Source organism: Mycobacterium sp. (assembly GCF_044342925.1).
Lineage (GTDB): Bacteria > Actinomycetota > Actinomycetes > Mycobacteriales > Mycobacteriaceae > Mycobacterium.
The window spans coordinates 1-16,341 of the sequence record NZ_JBIIOV010000062.1; the positions used below are offsets into that span (position 1 = coordinate 1).

Sequence of the window (16,341 nt, forward strand, 5' to 3'; positions counted from 1 at the left end):
CAACACCGGCAGCAACACGGTGACGGTGATCAACACCAAGACCAACAAGGTCGTGGGCAGCCCCATCACCGTCGGCGCCAGCCCGACTGCGGTCGCGGTCAGCGGAAAGATCCTCTACGTCGCCAACACCCGCGGCAACACGGTGACGGTGATCAACACCGCGGCGACCAACACCGCTCCGGTGGTCGGTGCTCCGGCCTACAGCATCACCACCGTGCACCCCGACACCGGCCGTGTGGATGGCTCCCTGCATGTGACCGATCCCGACGGCGACCCCCTGACCTACACCAGCCCGGTCACCAGCAGCAAGGGCGGCATCGCGGTGGTGAGCCCCACCGGCGCGTTCGTCTACACCCCCACCGCCGCCGCCCGGCACATCGCCTCGGCGGTCACCGCGACCCCTGCCGACAAAGTGGATTCCTTCACCGTGAGGGTCACCGACGGCCGCGGCGGGACCACCCCCGTCACGGTGAGTGCCGTTCCGATCAGCCCCACCAACGCCGCACCCGCTTCCGTCGGACCCACCGTCGAAACCCCCGACGCCACCGGCGTGGTCACCGGATCGCTCAACGTCACCGACCCGGATGGCGACGCCTTGTCCTACACCAGCCCCCTGGATAGCGGTAAGGGCGGCACCGTCACAGTCGACAGCGCCGGCTCCTTCACCTACACCCCTACCGCCGCCGCCCGCCACGACGCCTCCGCCGAGGGAGCCACCCCCGCCGACCGGCAGGACACCTTCGCCGCGACCGTTGCCGACGGCCACGGCGGCACCACCACGGTGCCGGTCAACGTGGTCATCAGCCCCGCCAACACCGCGCCGGCCGCCATTGCCACCGTCGCAACCCTCGACCCCGCCACCGGGGTCGTCAGCGGCTCGATCACCGCCAGCGACCCCGATGCCGACCCGCTGTCCTACACCGTGACCGCCGGCCCCGCCGGAGGTACCGTGACCCTCGACCCCGACGGCACCTTCACCTACCACCCGACCGATGCGAGCCGGCTCCGAGCAGGGCTCACCGCCGGGCCAGATGTCGACTCCTTCACCGTCACCATCGGCGACGGCCACGGTGGCGTTGTCCCGATCACCGTCGACAACGTCACGGTGTCGCCGACCCACACCACCCTCGTCGGTTTCATCGGCCTCGACTACAAGGTCTGGCCGGTCGTGTTCAGTCCGGTGACCAACCGCGCCTACTTCGGCTATTACAACGACTACCCGTGGGGCGGCCAGGCCAGTCCGGTCACCGTGGTCGACACCACCACCGACACCGTCATCGCCCAAATCTCGATGCCCCAGGGTGGCGCGGTCGCGTTGGCGGTCAGCCCCGACGGCACGCGGGTTTACGCGCCGAACCTCTGGAGCAACTATCTGACGGTCATCGACACCGGCTCCAACAGCATCGTCGCCACCATCCCGATCGGGACCGGCGCGCTCGGTGTTGCCATCACCTCAGACGGTCAGCGGGTCTATCTCAGCTGCAATGGCGACAATGCCGTGAAGGTGCTCGACACGACGACCAATGCTGTCATTGGCACGATCCCGGCCACCGGCGGGATCTACGGCATCGCCGTCAGCCCCGACGGATCGCGGGTGTACACCGCCAACAGCCAGACCAACAGCGTGTCGGTGATCGACACCGCCGCCAACGCGGTCATCACCGCGGTCCCGGTCGGAATCGGTCCGCACATGCTGGCCGTCACCCCGGACGGCAGCCGCGTCCACGTCCCCAACCGTTACGGCAACACCGTGTCGGTCATCGACACCGCGACGAACACCGCCATCGCCACCGTGCCAGTCGGCGCGCAGCCATACGCGGTGGCGATCAGCCCGGACGGCAGCATCGCCTATGTCACGAACGCGGAAAGTCGCACCCTGTCGTTGATCGACACCGCGACCAACACCGTCATCAGCACCATCCCGCTGGGGGGCTCCGATACCAACCTCGGCGTGGCGGTCAGCCCGGACGGCCGAAAGGTCTACGCCACGAACGCATACAGCTACAACGCGACAGTCATCACCGTCGGCCCCTGACCAACGACACCGACCCGACCTTTCCGAGCCACCCGGCCCGCGCGGCACGCGGCTCAGGTGGTGTTGGCCGCGCCGCCACCCAGTGCCGCCAGTTCGATGCCCACCGCGGTCGCGGCTTGACGCAGCTGGCGCTGCGCCTCGTCCCACTCGCCGGTGGGCTGCGGGCGAGAGGTACCGGCCTGCCTGACTACGGATGACACCGGGTCGGCGAACAGCGAAGGCGCCCGCCCGAGCATCTGCTCCACGGCATCAGTGCCGAGCGACCGCGACCATGGCGGCGGTGATCTGCTCCACCTCGGCGTCGGTGCAGATGAACGGCGGCATGGCGTAGACGAGGTTGCGGAAGGGCCGCAGCCACACGCCGTGGTCCAGAGCGATCGGGGTGGCCGTCCGCAGGTCGACCGGCCGGTGGGTCTCGATCACCCCGATAGCCCCGAGCACCCGGACGTCGGCGACTCCGGGGAGGGTGCGGGCGGGCTCCAGCCCTGCGGCCAGGCCGGCCCCGATGCCGTCGACCCGGGCACGCCAGTCCTGTGCCAGCAGCAGGTCCACCGACGCCACCGCCACCGCGCAGGCCAACGCGTTGGCCATGAACGTCGGGCCGTGCATGAGCGCGCCGGCCTGCCCGCCGCTGATCGCCTCGGCGATGCCCCGGGTGCACAGGGTGGCGGCCAGCGTGATGTAGCCACCGGTCAGCGCCTTGCCGACGCACATGATGTCCGGGCTGACCCCGGCGTGGTCGGCGGCGAACATCTCCCCGGTGCGGCCGAATCCGGTGGCGATCTCGTCGAAAATCAGCAGCACGTCGTTGCGGCTGCAGAGGGCACGCAGGTCGGCCAGATAGCGTGGATCGTGAAACCGCATCCCGCCGGCGCCCTGAACCACCGGCTCCACGATCACGGCCGCGAGTTCGTCTGCGTGGTGGCGCAATTGGTCTTCGAAGGCGGCGACGTAGCCCGGGTCGTACTCCCGCGGCACCGCCGGGGCGAACACCTGCTCGGATAGAACGTCCCGCCACAGCGAGTGCATGCCCCCGTCAGGGTCGCAGACGCTCATCGGCGTGAAGGTGTCGCCGTGGTAGCCGCCGCGCCAGGTCATCAGCCGCCGCTTGCCGAACCGGCCGGTGCTGCGCCAGTACTGCAGCGCCATCTTGACCGCGACCTCCACGCCGACCGAGCCGGAGTCGGAGAAGAACACGGTGTCCAGACCGTCGGGGGTGATGTCGACGAGCAGTTGGGCCAGCCGAGCAGCCGGTTGGTGGGTCAGCCCGCCGAACATGACGTGGTTGAGCTCGCCGAGCTGGCGGGTGATCGCGCCGTCGAGGACGGGGTGGCCGTGGCCGTGGATGGCGGTCCACCAGGACGCCATCGCGTCGAGCGCCTGCATCGGGGCACCGTCGCGGATCAGCGTCAGCCACGCGCCCTTCGCGCCGGTGGCGACAACGGGCGGGATGGCGTCAGTGCCGATGGTGCTGTAGGGATGCCAGATGTGCGCGGCGTCGATGGCGCTGATCTGCTGCGGGGTCAACGCCACGGGCTGAGCCTAAACAACACCGACACGGCGACGCACCGTCCGCCCGGTCAGCGTCAGATCTGCAGGGCGGGCATCCGGGTGGACGCCAGGATGAAAGGGGCGAAGGTGCGCTCCCAGGCCTGAGTCCATAGGACCTGGGCCGCTGATTTGACCGAGACTGGGCGGGTGCCCGGAATTGGTAGATTGACGGGCGATCATGTCGACCCTCACCACGCCCCGGCCGACGGCAACGCTCCCGGGCCTGACCGAACTCGCGCCGGGACCCGCTCGTCGGACGGCGCTGTACCGGCATGACTTGGACGGGCTGCGCGGCATCGCGATCGCGCTGGTAGCCCTATTTCACGTGTGGTTCGGCCGGGTGTCCGGTGGTGTCGACGTCTTCCTGGCGCTGTCCGGGTTCTTCTTCGGCAGCTCGCTGCTGCGCTCCGCGCTGACACCGGGGTCCTCGCTGTCACCGTGGACCCAGATCACCCGGCTGATCCGCCGCCTGCTGCCGGCGCTGGTGGTGGTGCTGGCCGTCTCGGCGGTACTGACGGTGCTGGTCCAACCGCAGACCCGGTGGGAGACGTTCGCCGACCAGACCCTGGCCAGCCTGGGGTACTACCAGAACTGGGAACTGGCAGCGACGGCCGCGGATTACCGGCGCGCCGGGGAGGCGGTCTCGCCGCTGCAGCACATCTGGTCGATGTCGGTGCAGGGGCAGTTCTACATCTCGTTCCTGCTGCTGGTCCTCGGGCTCACTGCACTGCTGCGCACATGGCTGGGCGGCGCCCGGCTGCGCACCGTGTTCGTCGTGCTGGTGACCGTGCTGACGCTTGCGTCGTTCGTTTACGCGATCATCGCCCACCAGGCCGATCAGGTGACGGCCTACTACAACAGCTTCGCGCGGGCGTGGGAACTGCTGCTCGGTGTTCTGATCGGCGCTGTCCTGCCGTACGTCAGCTGGTCGATGCGGACCCGGACGGTGGCCGCCATCGTCGGCCTGGTCGCGATCCTGTCCTGCGGCGCGTTGATCGACGGCGTCAAGCAGTTCCCCGGGCCCTGGGCGCTGGTACCCGTCGGGGCCACCGTGCTGCTGATCCTGGCCGGATGCAACCGGACGGTGACCGGCGCACGGCTCCCGCTGCCCAACCGGCTGCTGGCCACTCGGCCGCTGGTGACCCTGGGATCGATGGCCTATTCGCTATATCTGTGGCACTGGCCGTTGCTGATCTTCTGGCTGGCCTACACCGGCGAAGCGCATGCGCAGTTCAGCGACGGCCTGGTGATCCTGCTGCTGTCCGGGGTGCTGGCCTACCTGACGATGCGGTTCGTCGAGGAACCGCTGCGCTACCGGCGAACCCCGGTCCGTACGTGGCGGCAGTCCTGGTGGACCCGCCTGCGCAGGCCGACCGTGGTCGGCGGCACCGCGGTGGCCCTGCTGGCCGTGACGTTGACGGTGACCTCCTTCAGCTGGCGCGAACACATCGCCGTTCAGCGCGCCAGCGGCAACGAATTGGCAAGCCTGCCGCCCGACGGCTATCCCGGCGCACGGGCCCTGCTCGACGGAGCCAGGGTGCCCCAGCTCCCGTTCCGGCCGACCGTCCTGGAAGCGGCCGACGACCTTCCGGAGTCCACCAACGACGGCTGCATCAGCGACTTCGACAACGTGAGCGTCATCAACTGCACCTACGGCGACCTCAACGCCACCCGGACCATCGCGCTGGCCGGCGGCTCGCACGCCGAGCACTGGATCGCCGCGCTGGACAGCCTGGGCCAGCAGCACAACGTCAAAGTAGTCACCTATCTGAAGATGGGCTGCCCGCTGACCACCGAACCGATGCCGCTGGTGATGGGCGACAATCGCCCGTACCCCAAGTGCCGTCAGTGGAACGAGCGGGTGATGGCCAAACTCATCAACGACAACCCCGACTACGTCTTCACCACCTCGACCCGGCCGTGGAACACCAAACCGGGCGACACCATGCCCGGTCAGTACGTCGGGATCTGGCAGACGTTGTCCGAACATCAGATCCCGATCCTGGCGATGCGTGACACACCCTGGCTGGTGCGCAACGGCAAACCGTTCATACCGGCGGACTGCCTGGCCAAGGGCGGCGATGCGGAGTCCTGCGGGATCGATCGATCCAAGGTGCTCTCCGATCGCAACCCGACCCTGGACTTCCTCAGCCGCTTCCCGATGATGAAGGTCCTCGACATGAGCGACGCGGTCTGCCGGGAGGACGTCTGCCGGTCTATCGAGGGCAACGTGCTGGTCTACCACGACGCTCATCACCTGTCGGCGACCTACATGCGCACCATGACACCCGAACTCGGCCGCCAGATCGGTGCGGCCACCGGCTGGTGGTGACCAGCCCCCCCCGGACTAAGCCCCCCGACTAAGCCTCCGCCGCCGGGCCGGCGTCGATAGGGTTGCGGCTATGTCGCCGAGCGCTGGGTCCCCGAGCGCCCGGGCCGTATGGCCGGGAACCCCGTATCCGCTCGGCGCGACCTATGACGGCGCGGGCACCAATTTCTCGGTGTTCTCCGAGGTGGCCGAACGGGTGCAGTTGTGCTTGATCGGCGACGGCGACGCCGTCGGCCGCATGCACGAGGAGCGCATCGAACTCGACGAGGTCGACGGCTTTGTCTGGCACGCCTATCTGCCCGGAGTCTCCCCCGGCCAGCGCTACGGCTTCCGGGTGCACGGGCCGTGGAATCCCGAGGCCGGACAGCGCTGTGATGCCAGCAAGCTGCTACTCGACCCGTACGGAAAGTCTTTTCACGGCGACTTCGATTTCAGCCAGGCGCTGTACTCCTACGACCTGGGCGCTGAGCACCCCGCGTCCGGGGGAACGCCGCCGATGGTGGACTCGCTGGGCCACACCATGACCAGCGTGGTGATCAACCCGTTCTTCCAGTGGGGGTCCGACCACGCCCCGCGGACGCCCTACCACCAGACGATCATCTACGAGGCCCACGTCAAAGGCATGACGCAGACCCACCCCGGGATTCCCGAGGAACTGCGCGGCACCTACGCCGGTCTGGCCCATCCGGTGATCATCGACCACCTGAAGTCGTTGAACGTCACCGCGATCGAGCTGATGCCGGTGCACCAGTTCATGCACGACAAGCGACTGCTGGACCTTGGGTTGCGCAATTACTGGGGCTACAACACGTTCGGGTTCTTCGCACCGCACCACCAGTACGCCGCCAACCGCAGTGCCGGCGGTGAGGTCGGCGAGTTCAAGAACATGGTGCGCAGCTTCCACGGCGCCGGCATCGAAGTGATCCTCGACGTGGTCTATAACCACACCGCCGAAAGCGACCACATGGGTCCGACGGTCAACTTCCGCGGCATCGACAACGCCGCCTACTACCGACTGCTGGATTCCGACCTGCGGCTCTACAAGGACTTCACCGGAACCGGCAACAGCCTCAACGTCCGCCACCCGCACACCCTGCAGCTGATCATGGATTCGTTGCGGTACTGGGTGCTGGACATGCACGTCGACGGCTTCCGCTTCGACCTGGCCTCGACCCTGGCCCGGGAGTTCTACGACGTCGACCGGCTGTCCGCCTTCTTCGACATCATTCAGCAGGACCCGGTGATCAGCCAGGTCAAACTCATCGCCGAACCGTGGGACGTCGGCGAGGGCGGCTATCAGGTGGGCAACTTCCCCGGCCTGTGGACCGAGTGGAACGGCCAGTACCGCGACACCGTGCGGGATTACTGGCGCGGCGAACCGGCGGCATTGGGCGAGTTCGCCTCCCGGCTCACCGGTTCCGCCGATCTCTACGAGGCCAACGGACGGCGGCCCGCCGCCAGTATCAACTTCGTCACCTGTCACGACGGCTTCACCCTGGCCGATCTGGTCTCCTACAACCACAAGCACAACGACGCCAACGGGGAGGACAATCGCGACGGCGAGAACCACAACCGATCCTGGAACTGCGGGGTGGAGGGTCCCAGCGAAGACCCGGAGATCATCGGACTGCGGCACCGGCAGATGCGCAACATCATGACCACCCTGATGCTCTCCCAGGGCACCCCGATGATCAGCCACGGCGACGAGGTCGGACGCACCCAGCACGGCAACAACAACGGCTACTGCCAGGACAACGAGATGACCTGGATCGACTGGGCCGACGTCGACCGGTACGAAGACATGCTGGAGTTCACCCGCACGGTGACCGCACTGCGCGTCAAGCACCCGGTGTTCCGGCGTAGGCGTTTCTTCGACGGCAGACCGTCAGACAGCCCCCATAACATGCTCGACATTTACTGGCTCACCCGCGACGGTGTGGAGATGACGTCCAACGACTGGCACTCCGGCATCAAGTCGGTGGCGGTGGGCCTCAACGGCGAGGCAATGCGCGAGCCTGACGCCCGTGGCGAACGCATCATCGACGATTCGTTCCTGCTGTGCTTCAACGCCCATGCCTACCCCGTGGACTTCGTCGTTCCCGAAACCCCCTACGCCCGACACTGGCAGGCGGTCATCGACACCTTCGACCCGCGGGGCGCGACCGAGCAGCATGTATCGGCCGGCGAGACCTTCACCGTCCGGGGCCGGTCCGTGCTCGTGCTTCGACGCACCACGTAGCGGGAACAGGCAGCTATGCCTTTTCCCGCACGCTCTCCGGTGCTGTCCACCTACCGCCTGCAGTTGCGCGGGCTGGACAGTTCGTTCACCTTCGCCGACGCCGAGAAGGTCCTGGACTACCTTGCCGAGCTGGGCGTCAGCCACGTGTACCTGTCCCCGGTTCTGGCAGCGGCGCCGGATTCCGCGCACGGCTACGACGTGATCGACCCGACCACGGTGGCGCCCGAACTCGGCGGACCGGAAGGACTGGCAGCGTTGTCGCAGGCGGCCCGGGAGCGCGGCCTGGGCTTAGTGGTCGACATCGTGCCCAACCACCTCGGGGTGGACCCGCCCGGGCGCAACCCGTGGTGGTCGGATGTGCTGCGGCACGGGCGGGATTCGCGCTACGCGACGTTCTTCGACATCGACTGGTCGGCCGACCCGCAGGGCCGCATCGTGCTGCCCATGCTGGGTTCGGAGGCCGATCTGGAGCAGCTCACCGTTGACGGCGGGGAACTGCGGCTGTACGGAATGGGCTTTCCGATCGCCCCGGGCACCGCCGACTCCGATGAGATCGACGCGGGCGTCGGCGGCGCGACCCCCACCGCGATCCACGACCGCCAGCACTACAGGCTGGTGGATTGGCGCTCCGGGGTATGCGGTTACCGGCGCTTCTTCGCCGTCTCCGGGCTGGCGGGCCTGCGCCAGGAGGACCCGGCCGTCTTCACCCACACCCACACCGAGGTGGCCCGCTGGCTGACCGAAGGGCTCGTCGACGGCATCCGCGTCGACCACCCCGACGGGCTGACCGACCCGGCCGGCTACCTGCACCGGCTGCGCGGCCTGCTCGGCCCGGACGCGTGGATCGTCATCGAGAAGATCCTGGCCCCCGGCGAACCGCTGGACCCCTCCCTTCCGATCCAGGGCACCACCGGATATGACGCCCTGCGCGAGGTCGGCGGGGTGTTCGTCGACCCGTCGGGCGCCCAGGCGCTCACCGAGCTCGTGGAGTCGGCCGGGGTGCCCTACCGGGACAGCTCAGAGTCGTTGCGGGAGTTGAAGGTCCGGACGGCCACCGACACGCTGGCCAGTGAACTGGCCCGGCTGTGCCGGACGATTCGGCGCTGTACGGGTAGCGACCATCCGCAGCTGGCCGACGCGGTGGCTGAACTCCTCGCCGCCGTCGGGGTGTACCGCAGCGACTATCCGGTGTTGGCGCAGGTGCTCGGTGCGGCGATGGCCAGCACCGTCGAACGCCGGCCCGAGCTTGCCGAGCCGCTGGAGATCGCCTCCGCGGCGCTGCATGACGCGGAAGCGGCTGCCCGGCTGCAGCAGTTGTGCGGCGCGATGACCGCCAAGGCCGTGGAGGACTGCTACTTCTACCGCGACGCTCGTCTGGTGTCGCTCAACGAGGTGGGCGGCGAGCCGCACCGCTTCGGGGTGAGCGCAGCGGAGTTCCACCGCAGCGCGGCGGTGCGGGCCGCCCTGTGGCCGGACAGCATGACCGCGCTGTCCACCCACGACACCAAGCGCGGCGAGGATGTCCGGGCTCGCATCGGCGTGCTGTCCCAGGTGCCCAGCCTGTGGGCGGAGATGGTGTCCCGATGGGAGGCCGCGACCCCCTCCCCCGACCCGGTGAGCGGGTTGTTTTTGTGGCAGAACATCGTCGGGATCTGGCCGGCCGACGGCACGGTGACCCCCGGACTGCGGGCGCGGCTGCACGGCTACGCCGAGAAGGCGCTGCGGGAGGCCGGTGCGCGGACGTCGTGGACCGAACCCGAGCAGGAATTCGAACGGGCCGTTCATGATTGGCTCGACGCCGTCCTCGACGGACCCGCCGCCACCGGGCTGACCGAGTTCGTCGCCCAGGTCTTACCGCACGCGCACAACGACGCCCTGGGCCAGAAACTGCTGGCACTCACCGTCCCCGGCGTGCCGGACGTCTACCAGGGCACCGAATTGTGGGAGGACAGTCTGGTCGACCCGGACAACCGCCGTCCGGTGGACTACGGCGAGCGACGGGCGGCTCTGCACCGGCTGGACCATCCGAAGATGCGGGTGGTGGCCGCCGCACTGCGCGCCCGCCGAGACCGTCCGCAGACCTTTTTGCGCGGCGGATACCTACCGCTGCTGGCGAACGGCCCGACCTCCGAGCACCTGCTGGCGTTCCTGCGCGGTGACGACGTGCTGGTCGCCGTCAGCCGCTGGACGGTGCGCCTAGCCGACAGCGGTTGGGGCGCAACCGAACTACCGCTGCCGCCCGGAACCTGGGTGGACCGGATCTCGCGCGCCCGGCACAGCGGCGCGGTGTCGGCCGTCGCGCTGTTCGCCGACGTGCCGGTGGCACTGCTGGAGAGGGCACATGACTGATTTCGCGGTGTGGGCGCCGCTGCCGGCGCTGGTGCGTCTCGACGTCGAGGGCACCCTGCACCCGATGAGCCCGCACGACGACGGTTGGTGGCGGGCAGCGGTGGACTGCGCGCAGGACGCGCGGTACGGCTTCGTGCTCGACGACGACCCGACCGTAGTGCCCGACCCGCGCTCGGCGCGGCAGCCCGACGGCGTCCATCAGCGCTCCCAGCTGTGGAACCCGCGCCGGGCGGTGTGGCATGACGCCGGGTGGAAGGGCCGTGCGCTCGATCGCGCGGTCATCTATGAGCTGCACGTCGGCACCTTCACCCCCGAAGGCACCTTCGACGCCGTGATCGGCAAGCTCGACTACTTGGTGGACCTCGGCGTCGACTTCGTGGAACTCATGCCGGTCAACGCCTTCAACGGCACGCACGGCTGGGGTTACGACGGTGTGCTCTGGTACGCGGTGCACGAAGCCTACGGCGGCCCGGACGGATTGGTCCGGCTCGTCGACGCCTGTCACACCCGCGGACTGGGAGTGCTGATCGACGCGGTGTTCAACCACTTCGGGCCGTCCGGCAACTACCTGCCCCGGTTCGGGCCGTACCTGTCGTCGGCGACCAATCCGTGGGGCGAGGGCGTCAATCTGTCCGGCCCGGGCGCCGACGGGGTGCGCCGCTACATCATCGACTGCGCGCTGCGCTGGCTGCGCGACTTCCACGCCGACGGGCTTCGTCTGGACGCGGTACACGCCCTGGTGGACACCACCGCGATCCACATTCTCGAGGAACTGGCCGCCGAAACCGATGCTCTGGCAGCGGTAGTCGGCCGTCCGCTGTCGCTGATCGCCGAGAGCGACCTCAACGACCCGCGGCTGATCACCCCCCGTGAGCACGGCGGCTACGGCGTGACCGCCCAGTGGGACGACGACATCCACCACGCCATCCACACCGCGGTATCGGGCGAACGTCAAGGCTATTACTGCGACTTCGGGTCCATCACCGCGCTGGCGAGCACCTTGCGCAACGGCTACTTCCACGCCGGCACCTATTCGACATTCCGCGGCCGCCGGCACGGCCGGCCCCTGGACACCACCCGCATCCCCGCCACCCGGCTGCTGGCCTACACCTGCACCCACGACCAGGTGGGCAACCGAGCCACCGGAGACCGGCCGAGTCAGAACCTGGACAGCGGGCAACTGGCCATCAAAGCCGCGCTGGCGCTCGGATCCCCCTACACCGCAATGCTGTTCATGGGCGAGGAGTGGGCGTCGAGCCGGCCGTTCCAGTTCTTCAGCTCCCATCCGGAGCCGGAACTGGCCCGCGCGACCGCCGAGGGCCGCAAAGCCGAGTTCGCCGAGCACGGTTGGGATGCCGACGAAGTGCCCGACCCGCAGGACCCGCAGACCTTCCTGCGCTCGCAATTGGACTGGTCCGAGCCCGATGATCCGGAGCATGCACGGCTGCTGGAGTTCTACAAGGGTCTGATCCGACTCCGGCACGAGGAGCCCGACATGGCCGATCCATGGCTACCGGATCTGGTGGTCGACTGCGACGAGGCGGAACGCTGGATTGTGATGCGGCGCGGTCGAATTGCCGTGGCGTGCAATCTGGGCACCGAGGCGGTGAGCGTCCCAGTGGCCGGCGAGACCCTACTCGAATGGGGCCACACGGACAACGGCGGGCGCAGCACTACCCTGCAGGGACACTCGGTCGCGGTGGTGAGGTCGCCGAAGACCCCGCCGGTCTAACCGCGAGCCGGGCGCTTCAGCAGGTACCGAAGCCAGCGAACGTCGATCAACATGTACGCAACCGTATGGACGAAAATTAAGGGCGCACGCCCCAGGAGCTAACGCGTCGCTAAGAAGTTCTGCCAGAACGCCTTTAGTTTCCGGTCCCGCCGTCGGGCTGGTTCTTGTCGGGAATCAAGTACGGGCACAGATCCAGGATGGCGTAGGTCACCAGGGCGGTGGCGTCCTGCTGGCTGATGACGTTGAAGGTCTTCGCGGCGATCACTTCGTTGTTGATCGCCGGCTGCAGCCGGGAACCTTGCCGCACGGCCGACGAGATCCGGTTGCAGGAGGTCCACCCGGCAGATATCCAGTTCGTCGGGGTTCCGGGGATGGTCGTCGTCACCGAATTGGACCGCCGGATGTCATCGACGAACTTGTCCTCCGGGGTCTGCGCGTGGGCGGGCACGGCCAGCGCGGCGGCGGCGGCGGCGGCGGCGGCGGCGGCGAGCAGCGAACAACCGATCGCTACAAGAGCTCGGGTACGTGACGTCACCACACCATTGTGCCGTCGAATCTGCGGCCGCGGCAGACTGTCCAGCAGGGAATCGGGGCTACGTGAGGTAGCGGTAGGCCGCTGAGCCCGGCTCCAGCGCCTCGACGTGCAGGCCGGAGGCGTCCATCCGGGCGCGCAGCCCGTCGTAGTCGGCCGCCGAACCCAATTCGACACCGACCAGCGCCTCCCCGGTTTCCCGGTTGTTGCGCTTGACGTACTCGAACAGCGTGATGTCGTCGTTCGGCCCGAGCACTTCGTCGAGGAAGCGGCGCAGCGCGCCGGGTTCCTGCGGGAAGTCCACCAGGAAGTAGTGCTTGAGACCTTTGTGCACGAGCGAGCGTTCCAGCACCTCGCCGTAGCGGGACACGTCGTTGTTGCCGCCGGAGATCAGGCACACCACCGTCGAGCCTGGCTCCACGTCGGCGTCCAGCAGCGCCGCCACCGACAACGCCCCGGCGGGTTCGGCGATGATGCCCTCGTTCTGATACAGGTCGAGCATGGCGGTGCACACCGCGCCCTCGTCGACCATGGTGACCGACACCATGTCCCCCGCCGCGGCCAGCGCCTGGTGGGTGAATGCGCCGGCCCGCTTGACCGCCGCACCGTCGACGAACTGGTCGACGTGGTCGAGGTCGACCGGGTGGCCGGCGGCCAGGGCCGCCATCATCGACGCCGCGCCGGCCGGTTCCACACCCAGCACCGCGGTGCCGGTGGTGCGTTCGGCCAGGTAGGTGGTGACGCCGGCGATGCAGCCGCCGCCCCCGACGCCGATGATCACCAGGTGTGGTTCGCTGTCGAGCTGGTCGAGGATCTCCACCGCGATGGTGCCCTGCCCCGCCATGGTGCGGGGGTCGTCGTAGGGCGGCACCAGGATCGCCCCGGTGCGGGCCACATCGTCCAGCGCGGCGGCCGCCGCGGCGTCGTAGCTGGCGCCGCCGACGATCAGGTCGATGTACTGCCCGCCGTGGTAGCGGATCCGGTCGCGCTTCTGCTTGGGCGTCTTGGCCGGCACGTAGACGCGGCCGTGCACCTGCATCGAGCGGCACGCCAGCGCGAATCCCTGAGCATGATTGCCGGCCGACGAGCACACCACGCCGGCGCGCAGTTGCTCCGGAGTGAGTTGCATCAGCAGGTTGTAGGCACCGCGCAGCTTGTAGGACCGCACACTCTGCAGATCCTCACGCTTGAGGTAGACCTCGGCGCCGGTGATGTCGGAGAGCCGGTCGCTGCGCTGAAGCGGGGTGCGGTCCACGACCTCGGCGATGCGCCGGGCAGCCTCGTCGATATCGGCCGCGGTCAACGGCGATGAGCCGCTTGCGCGAAGAGCGGAACTCTCCGACCTCAGGCGACTCTGGCTCAACTCGGTGGACACCGGTTAATGGTGCCACCGCGCGGGGAAAATCAGTGAATCGGGGTCAACACGAAGACCGGGATTTCGCGGTCGGTTTTGCGCTGGTAGTCGACGTAGTCCGGCCAGACCTCGACCGCCCGCTGCCACCAGGCGGCCTTCTCCTCGCCGACTACCTCGCGGGCTTCGTAGTCGCCGGTGACGGTGCCGTCCTGCAGTTCCACCCGGGGGTGTTTCTTGACGTTGTAGTACCAGACCGGATTCTTCGGCGCCCCGCCCAGCGAGGCGACGACGGCGTACTCACCGTCGTGCTCCACCCGCATCAACGGGGTCTTGCGCAGCTTGCCGGTCTTGGCGCCGATGGTGGTCAGCAGGATGACCGGCTTGCCTTTCAAGTCGGTGCCCCGGGTTCCGCCGGAGGCCATGTACAGCTCGGCGTTCTCACGGGCCCAGTCAGAGGTGCTCGGTTCGTATTCTCCAGTCAGCGGCATGTTTTCCAGGGTAGCCAGGCTCAGGCGCTGGGAATCAGATTCCGCCGTCGCCGCCCGTCCCCCCGTCGCCGCCGTCGCCGCCGTTGTCCCCTACGCCCCCGGGGCCGCCGGTACCGCCGGCGCCCGGAGTGCTGCCGATGCCGCTTGCACCGTTGAGACCGGCAGCGCCTGTGCCGGAACCACTTCCGGGGCCACCTGCACCGCCGTCGCCGCCGTCGCCGCCGAAGCCGGAGGTGGCGTCGCCGCCGTTGCCACCGTTGCCGCCGTCGCCGCCGCCGGTGGCTTCCGAGAGCACCGACACCGAACTGCCGTAATAGTTGGTGACGTAGACCGTGCCGTCCGGGCCCACCGCCACATCGATGGGATTGTTGAAACTCAGGTCACTGATCGTGGTGACGGAGTTGTCTGCTGCCGGATCGATCACCGACACCGAATTGCCGTAGTAGTTGGTGACATAGACCTTGCCGTCCGCACCAACAGCCACCCCTGTCGGGGCGTCGAAACTTTGGTCCACAATGACGCTGACCGAGTTCCCGGCCGCAGGATCGATCACCGAGACCGAATTGCCGATCTGGCTGGCGACGTAGACCTTGCCGTCCGCGGCGACGGCGATTCCGACGGAATCACTGAAGCTCGGATCGCTGATGGTGGTGACGGTGTCGCCGGCGCCCGGGTCGTGCCTGGCGTCGGCGGCGTAGCGGTAGACGTCCGCAGCCGGCCGGTTGATCCACACGCTGACCGCTTTTCGACCGGATCCCCCCTCTCGACGCGAGGGATCAGCCGCCCAGACAGCCCGGCCCGAGCAGCGCCTTGAGATCACCCATCAGCGCCGAGGACGGCGTCACCCGCAGGGACTGGTCGAGTTCCAGGGTGGTGATCCGGTCCCCGCTGATCAGCCGCAGGTGCACCTGCGAGGTGCCGGGGTGGCGCGAGAGCACCTGCTTGAGGGCGGTCACCTTGTCCAGGGTGCACTGCCGGGTGGGCAGGCTCACCGCCAGCGGCCGGTCCGGTTGGGCGTTGGAGAAGTCCGGCACCACAAGGTCATTGGCGATCAGGGTGACCCTGTCGTCTTGGACGCGGACCTTCGCCCCGACGATCACCACCGCGTCGTCGGCGATCTCCGCGCCGACCAGGGAGTAGGTCTGCGGGAAGAACATCACCTCGATACCGCCGGTGAGATCCTCCAATTGCGCTGACGCCCAGGGCATCCCGCTCTTGTTGACCCGGCGGTTGACCGACGCCAGGATGCCGCCCACCCGCACCTGGGTGTCGTTGGCCACGTCACCGTCGAGAATCGATGGGATCTGGGTGTCGGTCTGGGCGGCCAGCAGGTGCGCGACACCGTTGAGCGGGTGGCCGGACACGTAAAGGCCGAGCATCTCGCGTTCCAGCGCCAGCTTGTGCTTGTCGTCCCACTCCTCGTCGGGCACGCGGATGGTGAACACCGCATCGGTTCCGGCCCCGCCGTCGTCGGAGCCACCGCCGAACAGGTCGAACTGGCCCATCGCCTCGGCCTTCTTGGTGCCCAGCACCGACTCGACAGCGTCGCTGTGCACCAGGAACAGACCCTTGCGGGGATGGCCGAGCGAATCGAACGCCCCGGCCTTGACCAGCGATTCGGTGACCTTCTTGTTGCAGGCGCCGATGTCGATCTTGTTGAGGTAGTCGGAGAAGTCGGTGAACTTGCCCTTGGCGGTGCGGGTGGCGATCAGCGATGTCACCACGTTGGCGC

12 protein-coding genes are annotated in these 16,341 nt (G+C 68.3%); 5 read left to right on the top strand and 7 right to left on the bottom strand.

Annotated elements, in window-relative coordinates; all coding sequences use genetic code 11:
- Window positions 1–2,035 (top strand): YncE family protein (locus ADBZ6I_RS08590; protein ID WP_526382823.1); only part of this gene is annotated, 2,035 nt, incomplete at its 5' end.
- 53 nt (window positions 2,036–2,088) lie between these two features.
- Here ADBZ6I_RS08590 and ADBZ6I_RS08595 read toward each other — a convergent pair.
- Window positions 2,089–2,280: a hypothetical protein gene (locus ADBZ6I_RS08595; RefSeq protein ID WP_526382825.1), complete on the bottom strand. Its 192-nt coding sequence runs from the start codon at window positions 2,278–2,280 to the stop codon at window positions 2,089–2,091.
- 4 nt (window positions 2,281–2,284) lie between these two features.
- A complete protein-coding gene (bioA, locus tag ADBZ6I_RS08600) occupies window positions 2,285–3,568 on the bottom strand; it encodes an adenosylmethionine--8-amino-7-oxononanoate transaminase (protein WP_526382827.1) in 1,284 nt (427 codons plus the stop codon).
- A 196-nt stretch (window positions 3,569–3,764) separates the two neighbouring features.
- Here bioA and sucT point away from each other — a divergent pair, with 196 nt between their 5' ends.
- From sucT to treZ, 4 genes are all read left to right on the top strand, one after another.
- Window positions 3,765–5,918 (top strand): acetyltransferase SucT, encoded by a 2,154-nt coding sequence (sucT, locus tag ADBZ6I_RS08605; protein WP_526382829.1) that lies wholly within the window; start codon window positions 3,765–3,767, stop codon window positions 5,916–5,918.
- Between the two features lie 70 nt (window positions 5,919–5,988).
- Window positions 5,989–8,154: a glycogen debranching protein GlgX gene (gene glgX / locus ADBZ6I_RS08610; protein WP_526382831.1), complete on the top strand. Its 2,166-nt coding sequence runs from the start codon at window positions 5,989–5,991 to the stop codon at window positions 8,152–8,154.
- Between the two features lie 15 nt (window positions 8,155–8,169).
- Window positions 8,170–10,503, top strand: a complete 2,334-nt coding sequence (gene treY / locus ADBZ6I_RS08615; protein WP_526382833.1) for a malto-oligosyltrehalose synthase — start codon at window positions 8,170–8,172, stop codon at window positions 10,501–10,503.
- Entirely contained in the window at window positions 10,496–12,235 is a 1,740-nt protein-coding gene (gene treZ / locus ADBZ6I_RS08620) for a malto-oligosyltrehalose trehalohydrolase (protein ID WP_526382835.1), read from the top strand. The genes treY and treZ overlap by 8 nt, the downstream gene beginning before the upstream one ends.
- Window positions 12,236–12,368: 133 nt before the next feature.
- Here treZ and ADBZ6I_RS08625 read toward each other — a convergent pair whose 3' ends face one another.
- The 5 genes from ADBZ6I_RS08625 to ADBZ6I_RS08645 all read right to left on the bottom strand — a co-directional run.
- A complete protein-coding gene (locus ADBZ6I_RS08625; protein WP_526382837.1) occupies window positions 12,369–12,770 on the bottom strand; it encodes a hypothetical protein in 402 nt (133 codons plus the stop codon).
- A 58-nt stretch (window positions 12,771–12,828) separates the two neighbouring features.
- Complete coding sequence (gene ilvA, locus ADBZ6I_RS08630; protein ID WP_526382839.1) at window positions 12,829–14,142, bottom strand: threonine ammonia-lyase IlvA; 1,314 nt, start codon at window positions 14,140–14,142, stop codon at window positions 12,829–12,831.
- Between the two features lie 29 nt (window positions 14,143–14,171).
- On the bottom strand, window positions 14,172–14,609 hold the full coding sequence (locus ADBZ6I_RS08635; RefSeq protein ID WP_526382841.1) for a nitroreductase family deazaflavin-dependent oxidoreductase: 438 nt from the start codon (window positions 14,607–14,609) through the stop codon (window positions 14,172–14,174).
- Window positions 14,610–14,643: 34 nt separating this feature from the next.
- Window positions 14,644–15,342, bottom strand: coding sequence for a Vgb family protein (locus ADBZ6I_RS08640; RefSeq protein WP_526382843.1), 699 nt, complete (start codon window positions 15,340–15,342; stop codon window positions 14,644–14,646).
- A 43-nt stretch (window positions 15,343–15,385) separates the two neighbouring features.
- The coding region (locus ADBZ6I_RS08645; protein WP_526382845.1) for a helix-hairpin-helix domain-containing protein at window positions 15,386–16,341 on the bottom strand (956 nt) is incomplete at its 5' end.

Bases quoted from the DNA above. Each gene is read 5' to 3' on its own strand.
- treY (WP_526382833.1), top strand. From the start codon at position 8,170: ATGCCTTTTCCCGCACGCTCTCCGGTGCTGTCCACCTACCGCCTGCAG.
- ADBZ6I_RS08635 (WP_526382841.1), bottom strand. From the start codon at position 14,609: ATGCCGCTGACTGGAGAATACGAACCGAGCACCTCTGACTGGGCCCGT.
- glgX (WP_526382831.1), top strand. From the start codon at position 5,989: ATGTCGCCGAGCGCTGGGTCCCCGAGCGCCCGGGCCGTATGGCCGGGA.
- treZ (WP_526382835.1), top strand. From the start codon at position 10,496: ATGACTGATTTCGCGGTGTGGGCGCCGCTGCCGGCGCTGGTGCGTCTC.
- sucT (WP_526382829.1), top strand. From the start codon at position 3,765: ATGTCGACCCTCACCACGCCCCGGCCGACGGCAACGCTCCCGGGCCTG.